Origin of the sequence: Teichococcus oryzae (genome assembly GCF_008386565.1) — a bacterium.
Classification (GTDB): Bacteria; Pseudomonadota; Alphaproteobacteria; order Acetobacterales; family Acetobacteraceae; genus Pseudoroseomonas; species Pseudoroseomonas oryzae.
In genome coordinates, this window is record NZ_VUKA01000012.1 from 73,706 (window position 1) to 92,505 (window position 18,800).

Sequence of the window (18,800 nt, forward strand, 5' to 3'; positions counted from 1 at the left end):
GAGCGTCCCCGCACATGACAAACCAGCATCCAGGCCAATTCCCTGGCGCGGATAGGATGAACGCAAGATGAGCCAGATGCCCACGCTCGATGCCTCGATGGCCTCGGCGCTTGATGACGCTCTCCGGCAGTCCGGGCCCGCGCAGGCCATCGACCAGGCACTGAGGGCCGCGCGCCGCGAATGGAAGCTGCTGCTGCTGTCTCTTTGCCTCAGCGCAGGCGCCACCCTGGGCTATCTCGCCGCCGTTGAGCCCCGTTACACGGCGGAAGCCATCATCACCGTGTCGCCGCGCCAGTCCGACATCGCCAGCACGGATGCCGTGGTGCGGGACGGGATGCTCCGGCTGCCGGATGCCGAGAGTGAATTGCAGATCATCAGCTCCCCCGCCTCGCTTTCGCGCATCGTGGAGCAGCTTGATCTTGTCGCAAAGGCCGAGCGCTCCGGGGGCGCCGGAGGAGGTGGCTTCCTGGAACGGCTTTCCGCCGCCATTTCGTCCCACCTTGCTCCTCCGGCCCTCGACCTGGCCGCCGCAGCGCGCTCCGAGGGCCGCGACGGCGCCCGTGGCGCGCTGATCGGACAGCTTGGCGACGCGGTCCAGGTGACGGCGATCGGCCGCTCCACCCTGGCCCGCATCCGCGTCAGCGCGACCGATGCGGAACTGTCGGCCGAGATCGCCAACGCCGTGGCGGAGGATTATTTCGCCGGCCGCGTCCGGGGCCGCCAGGATGCGGCGTCGCGCGCCGCGCATTATCTGCGCGCCCGTGCCGAGGAACTGCGCGGCAACGTGCTGGAAGCCGACCGCCGCCTTGCCGCCCTGCGCCTTGAGCTGCAGGAGAATGGCCGCGACGCGGCGCAGATCGGCCAGGAGATGGCCAGCCTCGCGGAACAGATCACCCGCGCCCGGGTGGAGGCGGAGCGGGCGGCCCGCCGCCACGCCGCCGTGCTGGAAGCCGTGCGCCGTTCCGGGCCGCTCGCGGCGCTGGACCGGGAAGACGCCATCGGCACCGATCGCCATGTCGACCGCCTCCGCGGCGCCGCCGCCGAGGCCGCGCAGGAGGCCGCCCGCCTCAACGTGGAATCGGGAATCGCCAACACCGATTTCCGCCGCGCCCGGGCGCAGCAGCGGACGGCCGTCGGCCAGCTTGAAGCGGAGGCGCGCGCGCGCATCGCGGTGCTGGAGGCCGAAAGCGGCAATGCGGCCGGCCTCGTCGCCGCGCTGGAGGAACGGCTGCAGGGTCTTCGGCAGACCGCCAACATCCTGGCCGCCCGGCAGGTCGAGCTGGATGCCGTGGAGCTTGAGGCGAACACCAACCGCACCGTTTATGAAACCTTTCTGTCGCGCTGGCGCACCACCGAGCAGGTGGGCTTCAACGACACCGATGGCTGGCTGGTCTCCCCCGCCACGGTTCCCGAGCGGTCATCCTGGCCCAAGGTGCCGCTGATCGCGGCCGCCGCCCTTCTGGCCGGGCTGGGGCTCGGTGCCACCATGGTGGGGCTGCGCGAGTTCCGCCTCGGCCGCACGCTCCGCAGCGGCGACGACGTGTCGCGCGCCCTTGGCTCCGCCACCTCCAGGCTGGGCCTCATTCCGGCCCTTGGCTCAACGCCACGTTGCGCCGTCCGCGCCGCCCTCTGCGGCCGTCCCGATGCCGCCGCCGATGCCATCGCCTCGCTGCAGGAGGCCTTGTCCGACATCCTGCCACCGGCTTGTGCCGGGGCGGGGAACGTCGTGGCTGTGACCTCCGCATTGGCCGATGAAGGCAAGTCGGCCATCCTCGCGGGCATTGCCGCCTCGGCTCCAGGCCTGAAGGTCGCGGTGATCGATTGCGACACGCGCGCCGCCGCGCAGGGCGCGGCCTTCGGGGTGGAAGGCGCCTCCGGCGTGGCCGGCTTTATCAGGAATGGCGGCGACTGGCGCGCGGCGGGCCGCACGGATTCCGGCAGCGGCGTGTTCGTTGTTCCCGTCGGGAATTGGGCTGGGCGCGCGCAGGATTTTGCCCGTTCATCCGCGCTGGCGGGGCTTGTCGCGGAGTTGTGCGCGGCCTTCGACCTGGTTCTGATCGACGCACCGCCCGTGCTCGCGGCCCAGGGCGCACGCAGTGTCTGCGGCCTGGCCGATGCGGTGGTCCTGGTGGCGCGCTGGGGCGCGACACCGGCCCTCACGGTCCGTGCCGCGCGCGACCGCCTGGCCAGCACCGGCACGCCATTCGCCGGCGTGGTGCTGGCGGAGGCCGATCTCGGCCGCTATGCCACCTTCGATGACGGGGTGGCCGCCGCCTTTGTCGCCGGCGATGAAACGGCGAGGCTCGCCGCGCCGGCGGGGCAGACCGCATGAGGGCTTCCGCCCCGGCCAACGGCGGCGACATCGCCTTCGCCGTCGTGACCATCCTCCTGATCTGCAGCGTCCTGCCGGCCTTTATCGGCGGGCAGCCTGTCGGGCGCCCGTCCCAGGCCGACGTCGCCTCGATCCAGGAAGGCGGTGACACCGTGCGCCAGGTGGCGATGCTCGCGCTCTACGGCGCCCATTGCGCGGCGATCGCCTGGCTGGTGCGCCCCAGGGCCCTGTGGTTCCTGGGCATGCCGCTCATGGTGTTCATCGCCTGGGCCGCCCTGTCCGCCGCCTGGTCGCCGCTGCCGGACCCCACCATCCGGCGGGTGGTCGCCCTTGCCGGAACGGTGGCAGCCGGGCTGTTCCTCGGCCTGCGCCTCGGCGCCACGGACCTCGCCCGTGCCTTCCGGGCTGCCGCCGCCATCGCCGTGATGGGCTCCGTCGCCCATGCGATCGCGTTTCCGTCACTTGCCTTCGACCATGACGGCTATCTCCGGGGGCTGTTCGCCCACAAGAACCTGCTGGGCTCCTTCATGGCCATCGCGGTTCTGGCATTGGTCCACCGGATGGGGGCACCGCAGGACAGGCAGGGCCGCTTCGCCGATGCCGCGCTGCTTCTTGCCTGTTGCGCCTGCCTCATCCTCGCCCATTCCGCCACGCCTGTTCTCGGACTGGTGGCCGCGCTCGGCTTTTACGTGACGTTCAGCCTCGCCGGCTCCGGCCGCAGCCTGCCAAAGGTGCTGGCACCAGCCGTGATCTGCGCGGGCCTCGCCATGGTCATGACCTTTGGCGGCCCTGTCACTGTCGCCCTGGCGGAGGTCATGGGCCGCGACCCCAGCTTCTCCGGCCGGACCAATGTCTGGAACTTCGTGCTGGGCGCCATCGAGGAGCGTCCGCTGGCCGGATATGGCTATGGCATCTTCTGGCTGGGGGAGGGTGCGCCGGGCGCGGTTTTCTGGTTCTGGTCGCGCCAATACGAGTTGCACGCCCATAACGGCTTCCTGCAACTGCTGCTCGACGCGGGAGCGGTTGGCATGGCCCTGTTCCTCTGGGCGCTGGCGGTGCTGGCCCGGCGGCTCCTCTCGATGTCGGGCAGCCGGGAGGAGGATCGCCTGGTTCCCTGGATCGCCATGGGCCTGGGCTTCTTTCTCGCCTGCAATCTCAGCGAAAGCCGCATCCTCCAGGGCAATGACCTGCTGACCCTGCTTTTCGTCTGGTCGGTCGTGCGGGTGAACCTTGCCTGGTGGCGGCGCGGCGTCACCATCGGCGCGCTTCGCCGCTACCGCGCCGTTGCCGCCAGGGAGGCCATTCCATGATGATGCCAGACGGCACGCCCTCTGCCTCCCCCGGGACGCTGATGGCGGCATCCCCGGTCGCGGAACCGACGCTTTTCGTCACCGAGGAACCCTTCCTGCCGCCCGGCAACGGGTCCATGCAGGTTTATCATTCGGTCGCGGCGGAGCACCGGGCAATAGGCTGCGCCACCTTTTGCGTTTCCTTCTTCAAGGATGGCGATGCGGCGCGGTCACCGGCAACAGCGGCTGCCTATTCGGCGCATTTCGACGGGCACCTGATGCTGCCGGGCTGGAATGGCGGCGGCGGGTTGGCGGGTAAGGCCGCCCTGGCCGTCCGGGAAGCGAACCGGTGGATGACCGGCAACGTCTTCGCCGGCCATCCCTTCATCCACACGGCGCGCAACGGCATCGCCCGCTCCGTCGCCGCCACGATCCGTTCCTGGGGCGTGCGGCGGATCTACTGCCACAAGGTCAATGCGTTGCAGTTGTTCCTGCCCGTCCTGCGGCACCTGGACGGCATCCCGGTCACCCTCGACCTGCATGACGACTTTGTCCGCAAGGCCGCCGATTACGACACGGCCTATGCGCGGTTGTTCAGGGAATTGCCGCTCCGGGAGATCGCCAGGAACCACGCCCAGGCCTGGCTTCGTCACCGCTTCAGCCGTGCCAACGAGGCAAAATCCCGCACAGCCGAGCTAGGCTACCTGTCCCTGTGCGACCGGGTCATCATTGCCTCGGGCAGCGAAGCAGCGCTGTATGCCTCGTTCCCGCAACTGTCCGGAAAGGTTGTCCACCGCCCCTGGGGTTATGCGCGCCCGCCCGCCGCACGAGCCCGGACAGGCGGGAAGGCCGCTTTCGACATCGGCTTCATCGGCTCCTCCGACGTCATGAACCTGGATGCCGTGGCGCATCTGCGGGATGACATCCTGCCGGAACTGCGCATCCGCCGCCCCGGCACCCGCGTCCTTTTGGCCGGCACCCTGGCAGGCAAGGTCGGCCATCTGGTGGCCGGCCTTCCGGACGTGGTTGTGCGCCCGAGAACCGAACAGGTGGAGGATTTCTACCGCGACGTCGCCGTCCCCGTCGTGCCGCTCCGGCACGGCACCGGCGTGAGCATCAAGGTTCTTGAAGCGCTCGCTTTCGGCAAGGCCATCGTCAGCACGCCGATCGGCGTCAGGGGGCTGCCTCCGGAAGCGTTGAACGGGATTTCCGTGGCGGCCTCGCCGGCCGCCTTCGCGGCGGCGGTGGACCGGGCGCTCACAACGCAGGATGCGGCCACCCGTCCATTGCAGGAAGTCTGAGGCGTGGCGGCGGAAAGGGATGATCACGCGTCGCAAGGCCCGCTGCGGCCCGGCGGGTTTTCCTTGGCGGTGACGGCGCGCTCGTTTCCCCGCCGTGCCTGAAACGCCCCAGGCCGCGGTTGTTCCGCGGACGGAAAGCAGCCCGCCAGAAATTTTTCCCGGCTTTCGCGGAAGCAGCAGGCTTCCAGGCAGGTGCGCAGGGCGTCTCGGCCAAAGTAGGCTCGTCCCGCATAGTGGCATCTGGGCGAAGCAGGCAGTTTCTTGCCAATCCGACATGCTGCCCCCCCTCGGCCCACTGGCAGCGGGTGCCCGGCCTTGTCGCGAGCCCTTGCGAATATGACAGTTTTATTGCGATGCTGTCGGTGCGATGCCGCCAAGGTATTCGGCTGAAAGGCCGAAAAGAACAATGTGGGGGAAACGATGACGCAGCGGTTGCCCGTGACGCGTCGCTGGACGCTTGGCATGGCTGCCGGCGCGGCGGCGGCGGTGAGTTCGGCCCCGGCCCGGGCACAGGCGGCGCTGGAGCCCCGGCTGGTCATCATCACCAGCTTTTCCCGCGACGTGACGACGCCCTTCGTCCAGGCCTTCGAGCAACGTCATCCCGGCACCAAGGTGGAGGTGCAGAACCGCAGCACCACCGCCGCCGTGGCCTTCGTGCGGGAAACCCGCAGTAGCCCGCCGGACCTGTTCTGGGCCAGCGCGCCCGATGCCTTCGAGGTGATGAAGCAGGGGAACCTGCTCGCCCGCCCGCAGATCGACACGGCGGGCATCCCCGCCACCATCGGCGCGCAGCCGACGCATGACGCGGAAGGCCATTACTTCGGCTTCGCCGTTTCCGGCTACGGCATGATGTACAACACGCGCTACCTGCGGGCGAACCGCCTGCCGGTGCCGAAGGAATGGGCGGACCTGAAGAACCCCGTCTACCAGGGGCATGTTGGCATCAGCTCGCCCAGCCGTTCGGGCACCACCCACCTGACCATCGAAACCATCCTGCAAGGGGAGGGCTGGGAGCCCGGCTGGGCGCAGCTCCTGGAGATCGCCGGCAATTTCGCCCAGGTCTCGGACCGCAGCTTCGGCGTGCCGGACGCGGTGAACAGCGGGCAATACGGCATCGGCATCGTCATTGACTTCTTCGGCTTCTCCGCCAAAGCCTCGGGCTTCCCGGTGGAGTTCGTCTATCCCACCGTCACCACGCTGGTGCCGGCGAACATCGCCATGATCGAGAACAGCAAGTCGCCCAATGCGGCGCGGGCCTTCATCCAGTTCCTGCTCTCCCCGGCGGGGCAGGAGGTGCTGCTGGACCCCAAGGTGATGCGCCTGCCGGTGCGGCCCGAGACCTATGCCAAGGCGCCCGCCGGCTTCCCCAATCCCTTCAAGGACCAGTCGCTCGGCGCCCGGGTGACGTTCGACAACGGCGTGTCGGAAGCGCGCTACGAGCTGCTGAACAGCCTGTTCGACCGCCTGATCACCTTCCGCCTGCGCGAACTGACCGAGGCGTGGAAGGCGGTGCATGCCGCCGAGGCCGCCCTGGCCAAGAGCAACAACGCCCAGGGCCGCGAATTGCTGGCCCAGGCGCGCGCCCGCCTGACGCGCGTGCCCGTGACGGAGGCCCAGGCGGCCGACCCCGCCATCGCCGGCGCCTTCCAGCCCACGCGCCCGGACCGGCCCGCAGGCCCGCGCCAGGCGCAGCTTGAGGAGGAGTGGGACCGCGCCGCCGTGGCCGCCTATGCGGAGGCGAAGCAACTGGCCGAGCGGGCCCAGCGCGCCGGCTGATGTCCACCACCGCCCTGCCTGCCGCAGCCGGCCGCCCCTGGCGCGCCCGGCTGCGCTTTGATGCCTCGCCCGTGCAGGTGGCGGCGGCGCTGCTCGTGCTGGCCTTTCTGCTGGCTTTCCTCCTGGTGCCGGTGGGCCGCGTCTTCCTGGCCGCCTTCACCGATGGCAGTGGCAGCCTGACTCTGGTGCATTTCGGGGATTTCTTCCGCACCAGCCTGTTCCGGGAGAGCTTCCTCAACAGCCTCTATGTCGCGGGGATGAGCGTCGTCGTCGCCTCCATCCTGGCGGTGCCGCTCGCCATCATCGTCTCGCGCTTCCGCTTCCCCGGCGCGGCGCTGGTCAGCACGCTGGGCGTTCTGCCGCTGGTGATGCCGCCTTTCGTCGGCGCGGTCGCCATGCAGCTCGTCTTTGGCCGCAACGGCTCGCTCAACCTGCTGCTGATGGACTGGTTCGATGTCCGGCTGGACCTGATGGACGGGTTGAACGGCGTCGTCTTCGTGCAGGCGCTGCACTACTTCCCCTTCATCCTGATGAACCTCTCCGCCTCCCTCTCCAACATCGACACGGCGATGGAGGAGGCGGGGCAGAACCTGGGCGCGCGGGGCTTCACCCTGATGCGCACCATCGTGCTGCCGCTGGCCCTGCCGGGCTATCTCGCCGGCGCCTCGCTGGTCTTCGTGAAGGTCTTCGACGACCTCGCCACGCCGCTGCTGCTGAACGTCACCAACATGCTGGCGCCGCAGGCCTATCTGCGCGTCACCTCCGTCGGTCTGGGCGACCCGATGGGCTATGTCATCGGCGTCATTCTTGTGGTGGTCTCCATCCTCGCCATGGGCGGCGCGGCGCTGCTGCTGCGCGGGCGGGATTACTCCATGCAGCAGCGCGGCGGCGGCGGGCTGGGGCGGCGGGAAATGTCCGCGGGCCAGCGTGCCCTGGCCTGGGGCTTTGTGGTGCCCACGCTGCTGCTGGTCCTGGCGCCGCATATCGGCATCGCGCTGCTTTCCCTCGCCACGGTCTGGTCCTTCAGCCCGCTGCCGGATGGCTACACCCTGGCGCATTTCAGCACGGTGCTGCGCGAAACCCCGCAATTCCTGACCAACACCTTGCTTTATTGCGGGCTGGCCGGGCTGATCGACGTGGTGCTGGGCGTCACCATCGCCTGGCTGGTGCTGCGCACCCGCCTGCCGGGGCGGCGGCTGCTGGACATGCTGGCCATGTCGGCGCTGGCCGTGCCGGGGCTGGTGCTCGGCATCGGCATCCTCCGCAGCTATTTCGGCGTGCAGCTGCCGGATGGCACGGCGCTGGCCACCTCCTGGATCATGCTCACCATCGTCTATGCGGTGCGGCGGCTGCCCTATGCGCTGCGCGCTGCCACGGCGGCCTTGCAGCAAGTCCACCGCAGCCTGGAGGAGGCGGCGGAGAACATGGGCGCGGGCAAGGTGACGACGCTGACGCATATCGTCATCCCGTTGATGGCGGGCGGCCTGGCCGCCGCCTTCGTGACCAGCTTCGCCACCGCGGCGGTCGAGCTTTCGGCCACGCTGGTGCTCGCCACGCGCGATGTCGATGCGCCGCTCTCCTACGGTATCTATGTTTTCATGCAGAGCCCGGCAGGGCGGGGCGCCGGCGCGGCGCTCGGCGTCATCGCCGTGCTGACCGTGGCCATCTGCACCTTCGCCGCCAACCGCCTGGCCGAGCGTGAGCGGCGGCGGCGCACGCGCCAGGAAGGAACCGCACCATGAGCGAGCCTGCCGGCGTCGCGATCGAGCATGTCAGTTTCGGCTATGGCGCCACCCGCGTGCTGGATGGCGTCTCGCTCGACATCCGCAAGGGCGAGTTCTTTGCCTTTCTCGGCCCCTCGGGCAGCGGCAAGACCACGCTGCTGCGGCTGGTGGCGGGCTTCGGCACGCCGGATTCCGGGCGCATCCTGATCGGCGGGCGGGATGCGACGCGCCAGCCGCCCTGGGCGCGCAATGTGGGGCTGGTGTTCCAGAACTACGCGCTCTGGCCGCACATGACGGTGGCCGAGAATGTCGCCTTCGGCCTGCAACGCCGCCGCGTGCCCCGCGCCGAGCGCGACCGCCGTGTGCGCGCGGCGCTGGACCTCGTGGGCCTCGCGCAGCTGATGGACCGCCGCCCGGCCCAGCTTTCCGGCGGGCAGCAGCAGCGCGTGGCCATCGCCCGCACCCTGGCCATCGAGCCGGAGGTGCTGCTGCTGGACGAGCCGCTCTCCAACCTCGATGCCGGCCTGCGCGCCGGGGTGCGGGCGGAGCTGGTGGAACTCCAGCGGCGCCTCGGCCTGACCACCATCCTGGTCACGCATGACCAGGAGGAGGCCAATGCCGCCGCCGACCGCATGGCCGTGCTGAACGATGGCAAGGTGCTTCAGGTCGGCCGCCCGTCCGAGCTTTACGACCGGCCGGCCTCCCGCTTCGTCGCGGGTTTCCTGGGCACCGCCAACCTGATCGAGGGGCGGGTGGATGGCGGTGCCTTCCAGGCTGGCGGCGCGCGCCTGCCGCTGCCGCCCGGTGTGGCAGCCGGCCCGGCGGTGCTGGCGCTGCGGCCCCAGGCGCTGCGCCTGCTGCGGGAGGGCGATGCCACGCTCCCCGCGCGGGTGCTGCGGGCCGAGTTCCTCGGTGGCCATGTCCGCTACACGCTGGAGGCGGGCGAGGCCCTGACCCTGGTGGCCGAGGAGCCGCATCTGCGCGGCCTGGACCCCTTGCCGCCCGGTGCTCCGGTGGGCGTCGCCATCGACGCCAGCCAGGCCACGCTGCTGCGCGCATGAACTTTCCATCCAAGAGCCTGAACATGACGAGGATATCTCCCATGCGACCCATCGCATTCGCCACCCTGGCGGCAGGGCTCGGGCTCGGCCTGGGTGTTGCCGCGCTGCCCGCCACGGCCGCCGCGCAGGGCACGCTGAACCTCTACTGCTCCGTGCAGATCGAATGGTGCCAGGCGGCCGCGACCAACTTCCAGCGCGACACCGGCATCCGCGTGAACATGACGCAGCGCGGCTCCGGCGAGACCCTGGCCGCCATCCGCGCCGAAAGCCAGAACCCGCGCGGCGATGTCTGGTTCGGCGGCACCGGCGACCCGCATCTGGCGGCGGCGGAGGAGAATCTCAGCCAGGTCTATGAGAGCCCGAACAACGTCCATCTCCAGCCCTGGGCGCTGACGCAGTGGAACCAGTCGGGCAAGCGCGCGGTCGGCGTCTATGCCGGCGCGGTGGGCTTTGGCTTCAACACGGAGCTGCTGGCGCGCAAGACCATCGCCGCGCCCGCCTGCTGGGCCGACCTGCTGGAGCCGCGCTTCAAGGGCGAGATCCAGGTGGCCAACCCGAATTCCTCGGGCACCGCCTATGTCATCATCGCCACGCTGGTGCAGCTGATGGGGGAGGAGCAGGGCTTCGACTACCTGAAGAAGCTGCACGCCAACATCAACGCCTATGCCCGCTCCGGCACAGGCCCCATCAAGGCCGTGGCGCGGGGCGAGACGGGCGTTTCGCTCTCCTTCGTGCATGACGCGGTGGTGGAGAAGAATGCGGGCTTCCCTGTCTCCTACGCCACGCCCTGCGAAGGCACGGGCTATGAGATCGGCTCCATGTCCATCCTCCGCGGCGCGCGCAACCTCACCCAGGCGCGGCGCTTCTATGACTGGGCGCTGACCGAGCCGGCGCAGCGCCTCGGCTATGAGGCGAGCAAGCAGCTTCAGACGCCCTCGAACAAGAATGCGCCGCTGCCGCCCGATGCGCCGGATCTCAGCAAGATCAAGCTGGTCGAATACGACTTCGCCAAGTATGGCCGCGCTGCCGAGCGCCGCCGCCTGATCGAGCGCTGGGACCGCGAGGTCGGTTCGCTGCCCCGCTGAGCCGGAACCGCCCCGCAGGAGATGCCCGCATGACAATCCGTTCCCTTTTGCTGGCCACACCAGCCTTCGCGGCCTTCATGGCCTTCGCGACACCCGCCTCTGCGCAGGGCTCGCTCAACATGCTCTGCGCGCCCGCCGCCGATTGGTGCGAAGCGATCGCCGCTGCCTTCCAGAAGGAGACCGGTATCCGCGTCTCCATGGCCCGGAAATCGGCCGGCGAGATCCTGGCGCAGATTCGCGCCGAGGCACAGAACCCGCGCACCGACATCTGGTTCGGCGCCTCGGCCGAGACGCATATCTCGGCGGCCGAAAGCAACCTGCTGCAACCCTACACTTCGCCGAACATGGAGAAGCTGCACCCCTGGTCGAAGCGGGTGCACGAGATGGCGAAGGGGCATTGCGTCGGTGTTTCCTCCGGCGCCATCGGCATCGCCTGGAACCGGGAGTTGCTGGCTCGCAAGAACCTGCCTGTGCCCACGAGCTGGGCGGATCTGCTGAAGCCGGTCTATCGCGGCGAGATCCAGCTGCCGAACCCGAATTCCTCGGGCACAGCCTACACCATCATTGCCGGCCTCGTGCAGCTCTGGGACGAGGACCGCGCCTTCGACTACCTGAAGCAGCTGCATGCCAATGTGAACGCCTATCCGCGTTCCGGCGCGGCGCCGATGCAGGCCGTGGCGCGGGGCGAGACGGGGTTGGCCGTGAGCTTCAACATGGAGGTCGCCTCGGCCGCGCAGGCAGGCTTCCCCATCGAGATCAGCTATCCGGCGGAGGGCACCTCCTATGAGGTGGCCTGCATGTCCATCGTCCGGGGTGCCCGCAATGCCACCCAGGCGCGCCGCTTCTACGACTGGTACCTGACGCCCGCGGCCATGGATATCGGCCCGGCGGTGAACCAGTGGCATGTGCCCGCCCATACGGAGGCCAAGCCGGACCCGCGCATCCCTGACCTCGCCAGCATCAAGCTGGTGGATTACGACTTTGCCGCCTACGGCCAGAGCACGCGCCGCCGGCAGATCCTGGAACGATGGGACCGTGAGGTGGGAGCGCTGCCCCGATGATCCGCAGGACGATTTTTGCCGCCACCCTGATGCTCGCGCTGCCCGCGGCGGCGCGGGCGCAGAGTGCCGGCAGCCTCAACCTCTACTGCTCCGCCACGCTGGAATGGTGCCAGCCCATCGCGCGCGGCTTCGAGCGGGAGACCGGCATCCGCGTCGCCCTGACGCAGAAATCCACCGGCGAGATGCTGGCCCAGCTGCGGGCCGAGGCCCGCAACCCACGCGGCGATGTCTGGTGGGGCGGCACGGGCGACCCGCATGTGGCCGCCGGCGAGGAAGGGCTGACCGAGCCCCATGAGAGCCCGCGCATCAGCGAGCTGCATGACTGGGCGCAGGCGCAGTGGCGCCAGACCCAGGGCCGCACCGTCGGCGTTTATGCCAGCGTGCTGGGCTTCGGCTTCAATACCGAGCTGGTGGCCCGCCGTGGCCTGCCGGCGCCCAACTGCTGGGCGGACCTGCTGAACCCCGCCTACAAGGGCGAGCTGCAGATGGCCAACCCCAACAGCTCCGGCACCGCCTATATCGTCATCGCCACGCTGGTGCAGATGATGGGCGAGGAGCCGGCCTTCGACTACCTGAAGAAGCTGCACGGCAGCATCAACGCCTATCCGCGCTCCGGCACCGCGCCCATCACGGCGGTGGCCCGCGGCGAGACGGCGCTCTCCATCTCCTTCGTCCATAACGCGGCGGAAGAGGCGCAGGCCGGCTTCCCGGTGGGCCATGCCGTCCCCTGCGAGGGCACAGGCTACGAGATCGGCTCCATGTCGATCATCAAGGGCGCCCGCAACGCCGAGAACGCCCGCCGCTTCTACCACTGGGCGCTGGGCGCCGAGGCGCAGATCGTCGCCTCGCGCGAGGCGAAGAAGCTGCAGACCATGTCCAACAAGGGCGTGCCGCTGACCGATGGCGCGCCCAACATGGCGACCGCCCGCATCATCGACTACGACAATGCCCGCTTCGGGGCCAGCGCGGAGCGGCGGCGGCTGCTCGCCCGCTGGGACAAGGAGGTCGGCGCCCTTCCGCGCTGAACCATGAGCATGCTGACCCGTTCCTCCTTTCCCCTCTGGCTGCTGGCCTGCCTCGCCACGGCGGTGCTGCCCTGGCACATGCAGCAGGAGGGTGTCGGCCTCGCCGGGCTCTTCGCCCTGGGCCAGCCGGACCCGGAGGCCGCCTCCGCGCTCTGGCAGGCCCTGGCGCATGGCCGCTTCTGGTTCTGGCCGGTGGTGGCGGCGCTGCTTCTCGCGCTGCCCGGCGCCCTGCCGCTCGGCAGCCATGCGCGGCGGGCCCGCTTCCTCACCTGGGGTGGCGGCCTGGGCCTGACGGCCATTGTGCTGCAGGGCCTGGCCGTCGGCATCCAGGGCTGGTCCTGGGAGTGGATGACCGCGCTCTTCGGGGAACTGGAGGACCGGCAATTCGGCATGGGCCTGGGTGGCAGCCTCGCCGCCCTCGGCTTCCTCCTGCTGCTGACGGACGGGCTGGCCCTCAGGGGCTGGTTCAAGGGCGACCGCTTCGTGTCCGGCTCGGTCGGCGTGCTGGCCGCCTCCATCACCGTCTTCACCGCCTGGCCGGTCGGCACCGTGCTGGCGCAGATCCTGACGCCACGGGAAGACCTCGGCATCCTGGCCGCCATGGGCGCGCGCCTGCTGGACAGCAAGATCTGGGGCCTCTCCTGCGTCGCCGCGCCGGTCGGCTGCGGCGTGTTCTGGAACACGCTGATGCTGGCCTTCAGCACGGCCACGCTGACCACGCTTCTGGGCCTCTGCTTCGCGCTGATCGTCACCCGCAGCGGCTTCCGCGCCAAGCGCGCCTTGCGCCTGCTGACGGTGCTGCCGATCATCACGCCGCCCTTCGTCATCGGCCTCGGGCTGATCCTGATCTTCGGCCGCTCCGGCGTCATCAACCAGATGTTCGACGCGGTCTTTGGCATCGAGCTGGGCCGCTGGATCTATGGCTATGGTGGCGTGCTGCTGGCGCAGGTCTTCTCCTTCACGCCCATCGCCTTCCTGGTGCTGATCGGCGTGGTGGAGGGCATCTCCCCCGCCATGGAGGAAGCCTCCCAGACGCTGCGCGCCAGCCGGATGCGCACCTTCACCGCCGTCACCCTGCCGCTGATGCTGCCGGGGCTGGCCAATGCCTGGCTGGTCAGCTTCGTGGAGAGCCTGGCGGATTTCGGCAATCCCATCGTGCTCGGCGGCTCCTTCGGCGTGCTTTCCACCGAGATTTTCTTCGCCGTGGTCGGCGCGCAGCAGGATTTCGGCCGTGCCGCCGCCCTGGCCGCCATTATGCTGGTGGTGGCGCTGCTGGCCTTCACGCTGCAACGCGTGGTCGTGGGCAGCCGCTCCTATGTTTCCATGACTGGCAAGGGGGATACCGGCCTGCCGACGCCGCTGCCCCGGCCGGTGCGGAACCTCGCCTATGCCGTGGCGCTGCCCTGGGCGGTGCTGACCATCGTGGTCTATGCCATGGCATTGGCGGGCGGCTTCGTGCGGGTCTGGGGCCGGGACTGGACGCCCACCCTTTCGCACTTCGCGCGCGCCTTCGCGTTGGAGCGCGGGCCGGGGGGCGACCTGATCTTCTCGGGCGGCGCCTGGCATTCGCTGTTCACCACCATCCAGCTTGCGGCCATTGCCGCGCCGATCACTGCCGCGCTTGGCCTGCTGGCGGCCTGGGTGCTGTCGCGCCAGCGCTTCCGGGGCCGCACAGCGCTGGAATTCGCGCTGATGCTCACCTTCGCCGTGCCGGGCACCGTGATCGGCGTGGCCTATATCCTCACCTTCAACCTGCCGCCGCTGGAAATCACCGGCACGGCCGTCATCCTTGTCGCCTGCTTCGTGTTCCGGAACCTGCCGGTCGGCGTGCGGTCCGGCATCGCGGCGATGAGCCAGCTCGACAAGTCGCTGGACGAGGCGGCCATCACGCTGCGCGCCTCCACCTTCCGCGCCCTGCGGACCGTGGTGCTGCCGCTGTTGAAGCCCGCCATCGTCACGGCGCTGGTCTATTCCTTTGTGCGCGCGATGACGACGGTGTCCGCCGTCATCTTCCTGGTCTCCGCGGAGTATGAAATGGCGACCGTCTTCATCATCAACCGTGTCATCAACGGCGATTACGGCCTCGCCATCGCCTATTGCGCCGCGCTGATCGTGCTGATGATGGCGGCCATCGGGCTGATCAACCTGCTCGTCGGCCGCCGCCGCCTGGGCCGCCGCTCCGCCGCCCTGGCCGCGGCGCCCGCGGCCCCGGCCACCACCCCGGCGGGAGGCCGCGCATGAGCAAGACAGGTGCGGAACTCCGCCTCCAGGGCCTGGGCAAGCGCTATGGCGCGGTGCAGGCCGTCAAGCCGCTGGACCTGGAGATCAGGGGGGGCACACTGACCACGCTGCTCGGCCCCTCGGGCTGCGGCAAGACGACGCTGCTGCGGATGATTGCGGGGCTGGAACAGGCCACGGAGGGGCGCATCTTCATCGGCGGGCGAGACGTGACCCTGCTTTCCGCCGGGGAGCGCAACGTCTCGATGGTGTTCCAGAGCTACGCGCTCTTTCCGCATATGAGCGTGCTGGACAATGTGGCCTATGGCCTCGTCTCCTCCGGCCAACGCAAGCGGGAGGCCCATGCCAGAGCGGAAGCCGCGCTGGAAACGGTGGGGCTGAAGGGCTTCGGCGCCCGCCTGCCTTCCGAGATGTCGGGCGGGCAGCAGCAGCGCGTGGCCGTAGCGCGGGCGCTGGTGCTGGAGCCGGATGTGCTGCTGTTCGACGAGCCGCTCTCCAACCTCGACACCCGCCTGCGGCGCACGATGCGGGAGGAGATCCGCGCCCTCCAGCAGCGCCTGGGCCTCACAGTGGTTTATGTCACGCACGACCAGTCGGAGGCGCTGGCCGTTTCCGACACGATCGTGGTGATGCGCAACGCCGAGATCGCGCAGGCCGGCACCCCGCACGAGCTTTACGCGCGCCCCGACAACGTCTTCGTGGCGACCTTCATGGGGGAGGCCAACCATGTGCGGGGGCGGATCGAGCGCATCGACGGCCCCATGGCGGATGTCACGCTGGACGCGCTGCGCCTGACCCTGCCGCAGCGGGGCCTCTCGGAAGGCCCGGTGGATCTGGTGATCCGGCCGGAGGCGATCCGGATCGGCCAGCCGGGCGGTGGCATGACGGCCAGGGTGGCGAGGGAGACCTATATGGGTTCGCATACCGAATACCATCTCGATACGCCCCTGGGCGAATTGTTCTGCGTCTCGCCCGACCGGCTCAAGCGGCACCAAGCAGGGGAGGCGGTGTCGGTGATGCTCGATCCCGAAGGGGTCATCGCCGTTCGTCCGTGAAGAACCGCGCCTGCCGCCGGCCCACCGGACGATCGGCGGCGCCGGACCCGGCCAGAGGACTGCCTCGCGCCTCGCCTGTCCGCCAGGGCCTCCGCCGCGAACATCCACTGGAAAGCCAGCCATGAGCAACACAGCGAACACACCGCCAGCCGCGTTCAACGGAGGAGCGGCCTATGTCAAAGGCCGCTTCGTTCCCATGGAGGAAGCCGTGCTGCCGGTCACCGATTGGGGCTTCACCCGCTCCGACGTGGTCTACGACGTGGTGCATGTCACCAATGGCTGCTTCTTCCGCTTGCAGGACCATCTGGACCGCTTCGAATGGGCCATGGCGCGCCGCCGCCTGCGGCCAGCCGAGGACCGCGCTGCCATCGAGGCGGTGCTGCATCGCTGCGTCGCCCTGTCGGGCCTGCGGGACGCGTATGTCAACATGACCTGCTCCCGGGGCCGGCCCAGGGTTCATGGCTCACGCCGGCCGGCGGATTGCGACAACCACCTCATCGCATACGCGGTCCCCTGGATCGACGTGATCCCGAAGCAGGTGCAGGAGCGTGGCGCGCATCTGTGGATCGCCGGCCTTCCGCGCGTGCCGGATGCCTCGGTCGATCCGCGGGTCAAGAATTACCAGTGGAGCGACCTGACCACGGGGCTCCTGGAAGCGCATGACCATGATTTCGACACCGCGATCCTCTGTGACGCCGATGGCTATGTCACGGAGGGCCCGGGCTTCAACGTCTTCATCGTCCGGGATGGGCGCGTGCTGACGCCGGATCGCGGCAGCCTGCACGGCATCACGCGGAAGACCGCGCTTGAAATCTGTTCCGAACTGGGCATCGAAGCGGCCGTCACCGCCATTCCGCGCACATGGCTGGAGGAAGCCGACGAAGTCTTCACCACCACAACGGCCGGGGGCATCATGCCGGTGTCCCGCGTGGCGGGGCGGATCCTGGGCAATGACCGCCCCGGCCCCATTTCGATGAAGATCCGCGACATCTATTGGCGCTGGCATGAAGATGGCCGCCATGCGACGCCGGTTCGCCCGCTGGAGCCCGTGGCGTCGTGAGCGGCGGGGATGCGCGCGGGGAGCGGCCAGGGGGCACACTCCGGCCATCTGTGCTGTCCGGACCGAGGCAGGGTGCCCGCGAGGTCTGGATCGAGCGCCCGCAGGCTGAAGGCGGCCCGGCCGCCTGGTGCTACAGCGACAAGCGTTCCTACCACGCCGGTGAGGACGTTTCCTTGTTTCTTTCCAGCACCCTTGGCGCGGTGCGCCTGCGGGTCCTGCGGGATGGCGTGGCGCCGCGCTGCGTGGCCGAGATCGGCCCGCTGGCCGCAAGCTTCCATCCGGTCGCCGACAATGCCTATGAGGCCGGTTGCGGCTGGCCGGAATTCCATCGCTGGACCATTCCCGCCGACCTTCCATCCGGCGCCTATCTGATCGAGATCCTGGATGCGGCCGAGCCGCGTCCATTGCCTGTCGGGCATCATCTGGTGATCGTTCATGGCGCCAAGCGGGCAGGGCCCGTGGCGCTCGTCGCCGCGACCTCGACCTGGGCGGCCTATAATGACTGGGGCGGCGCCAACCATTATTACGGGCTGCATCCGGGCACGCCCCGTGGCCGGTCTCCAAGGCTCTCGGCCCAGCGTCCCTGGGCACGCGGCCAGTTGTGGCTGCCGGGCGATGCCCCCCGCGCCGTGAACGCCCTGCGCCCCCGCAGGCCTGGTCCCGCGCGCTACGACTTCGTCGAATGGGCGTTCCTCAACGGTTACACCAAATATTACGCGATCGCCGGCTGGGCCTCCTATGAGCGTCCCTTTCTCCACTGGGCGGAAGCGGAAGGGTATGGCGTCGAGATCCTGACGCAGGACGAGATCCACGCCGATCCCGGCGCGCTGGATGGCTTCCGCTGCGCCGTGTTTGTCGGGCATGACGAATACTGGTCCCGCGAGATGCGTGAAACCGTTGACGGCTTTGTTTCGCGGGGCGGACATGTGGCGCGCTTCGCCGGGAACTTCCTGTGGCAGATCCGGCTTGAGGACGGCGCGCGCCGGCAGATCGCGTACAAATACGATGCCCGCGCGCTGGACCCGGTGGCCGGTACGGAGGATGCCGCCCGGCTCACCAGCGCCTGGGAGGACCCGCTGGTGGGCTGGCCCGGGGCCGCGACCTTTGGCGTCAACGCGTTACGCGGGATCTATGCGGGCTTCGGGGGCATGGCCCGCCGCGCGCCGCGCGGCTTCACCGTCTTCCGCCCCGAGCACTGGGCCTTCGCCGGAACAGGCCTTTCCTATGCCGACATGTTCGGCGACGAGGCGAATATCTTCGGCTTCGAGATGGACGGGCTGGACTACACCTTCGAGGATGGCTTGCCGGTGCCCACCGGCACGGACGGTGCGCCGGAAGGATTGCAGATCCTCGCCATGGGCTGGGCGACCCTCGCGGAGGCGGGCCGCCCGGAGGATGCCTATTCCCTCATGCTCGCGGATGGCGATGCCCGCTTCCGGGCATCGCTGCTGGCGCCGGACCTCAGCGAGGAAAGTCTCCGCCGGCACAGCCGCGGCAGCGGCATGGTGGTCCATTTCAGGAAGGGTGCCGGCGAGGTCTTCACCGCCGGGACCTGTGAATGGGTGAACGGCCTGATCGAGCATGACCCCTACACCGAAGCCGTGACGCGCAACGTGCTGGACCGGTTCGGCGCAAGGGGCTGAGGCGGCAGGAATTCCTGGTGGCGGAGGGTAAAGGCGCACCTCCATCCGGGCCGCCGGGATGCCGGGCCCCTTATCTAGGTCACGTGGACAAACCTGATCCATAGGCGGATTGAGGACAGGGCGGCGAAGCCGAAGAAGCTGTCGGCGGTC

Annotated in this window: 13 protein-coding genes; all 13 read left to right on the forward strand. The window is 69.3% G+C overall.

Annotation, left to right across the window (positions count from 1 at the left end; all coding sequences use genetic code 11):
* Positions 1-67 precede the first annotated feature (67 nt).
* Positions 68-2,332 carry a GumC family protein gene (locus F0Q34_RS17175; RefSeq protein ID WP_149813476.1) on the forward strand — a complete coding sequence of 755 codons (2,265 nt, stop codon included), beginning with the start codon at positions 68-70 and terminating at the stop codon, positions 2,330-2,332.
* Positions 2,329-3,642 (forward strand): O-antigen ligase family protein, encoded by a 1,314-nt coding sequence (locus F0Q34_RS17180; protein WP_149813477.1) that lies wholly within the window; start codon positions 2,329-2,331, stop codon positions 3,640-3,642. Before F0Q34_RS17175 ends, F0Q34_RS17180 begins: the two co-directional genes overlap by 4 nt.
* Complete coding sequence (locus F0Q34_RS17185; protein ID WP_149813478.1) at positions 3,639-4,922, forward strand: glycosyltransferase; 1,284 nt, start codon at positions 3,639-3,641, stop codon at positions 4,920-4,922. Before F0Q34_RS17180 ends, F0Q34_RS17185 begins: the two co-directional genes overlap by 4 nt.
* A 420-nt stretch (positions 4,923-5,342) precedes the next feature.
* Positions 5,343-6,698, forward strand: a complete 1,356-nt coding sequence (locus tag F0Q34_RS17190; protein WP_149813479.1) for an ABC transporter substrate-binding protein — start codon at positions 5,343-5,345, stop codon at positions 6,696-6,698.
* Positions 6,698-8,440, forward strand: coding sequence for an ABC transporter permease (locus tag F0Q34_RS17195; RefSeq protein ID WP_149813480.1), 1,743 nt, complete (start codon positions 6,698-6,700; stop codon positions 8,438-8,440). The genes F0Q34_RS17190 and F0Q34_RS17195 overlap by 1 nt, the downstream gene beginning before the upstream one ends.
* Positions 8,437-9,483 (forward strand): ABC transporter ATP-binding protein, encoded by a 1,047-nt coding sequence (locus F0Q34_RS17200; RefSeq protein WP_149813481.1) that lies wholly within the window; start codon positions 8,437-8,439, stop codon positions 9,481-9,483. The genes F0Q34_RS17195 and F0Q34_RS17200 overlap by 4 nt, the downstream gene beginning before the upstream one ends.
* A gap of 41 nt (positions 9,484-9,524) precedes the next feature.
* Positions 9,525-10,568, forward strand: coding sequence for an ABC transporter substrate-binding protein (locus tag F0Q34_RS17205; RefSeq protein WP_241665554.1), 1,044 nt, complete (start codon positions 9,525-9,527; stop codon positions 10,566-10,568).
* A gap of 29 nt (positions 10,569-10,597) precedes the next feature.
* On the forward strand, positions 10,598-11,629 hold the full coding sequence (locus F0Q34_RS17210; protein ID WP_206668072.1) for an ABC transporter substrate-binding protein: 1,032 nt from the start codon (positions 10,598-10,600) through the stop codon (positions 11,627-11,629).
* Entirely contained in the window at positions 11,626-12,654 is a 1,029-nt protein-coding gene (locus F0Q34_RS17215; RefSeq protein ID WP_149813483.1) for an ABC transporter substrate-binding protein, read from the forward strand. The genes F0Q34_RS17210 and F0Q34_RS17215 overlap by 4 nt, the downstream gene beginning before the upstream one ends.
* 9 nt (positions 12,655-12,663) lie before the next feature.
* Positions 12,664-14,895 carry an ABC transporter permease gene (locus F0Q34_RS17220; RefSeq protein ID WP_206668073.1) on the forward strand — a complete coding sequence of 744 codons (2,232 nt, stop codon included), beginning with the start codon at positions 12,664-12,666 and terminating at the stop codon, positions 14,893-14,895.
* Positions 14,892-15,947: an ABC transporter ATP-binding protein gene (locus tag F0Q34_RS17225; protein ID WP_149813485.1), complete on the forward strand. Its 1,056-nt coding sequence runs from the start codon at positions 14,892-14,894 to the stop codon at positions 15,945-15,947. The genes F0Q34_RS17220 and F0Q34_RS17225 overlap by 4 nt, the downstream gene beginning before the upstream one ends.
* 121 nt (positions 15,948-16,068) lie before the next feature.
* Positions 16,069-17,007, forward strand: coding sequence for an aminotransferase class IV (locus tag F0Q34_RS17230; RefSeq protein ID WP_149813486.1), 939 nt, complete (start codon positions 16,069-16,071; stop codon positions 17,005-17,007).
* The gene (locus F0Q34_RS17235; protein ID WP_149813487.1) at positions 17,004-18,650 is read left to right on the forward strand and encodes a N,N-dimethylformamidase beta subunit family domain-containing protein; all 1,647 of its coding nucleotides are present in this window, start codon (positions 17,004-17,006) and stop codon (positions 18,648-18,650) included. The genes F0Q34_RS17230 and F0Q34_RS17235 overlap by 4 nt, the downstream gene beginning before the upstream one ends.
* Positions 18,651-18,800: the final 150 nt, after the last annotated feature.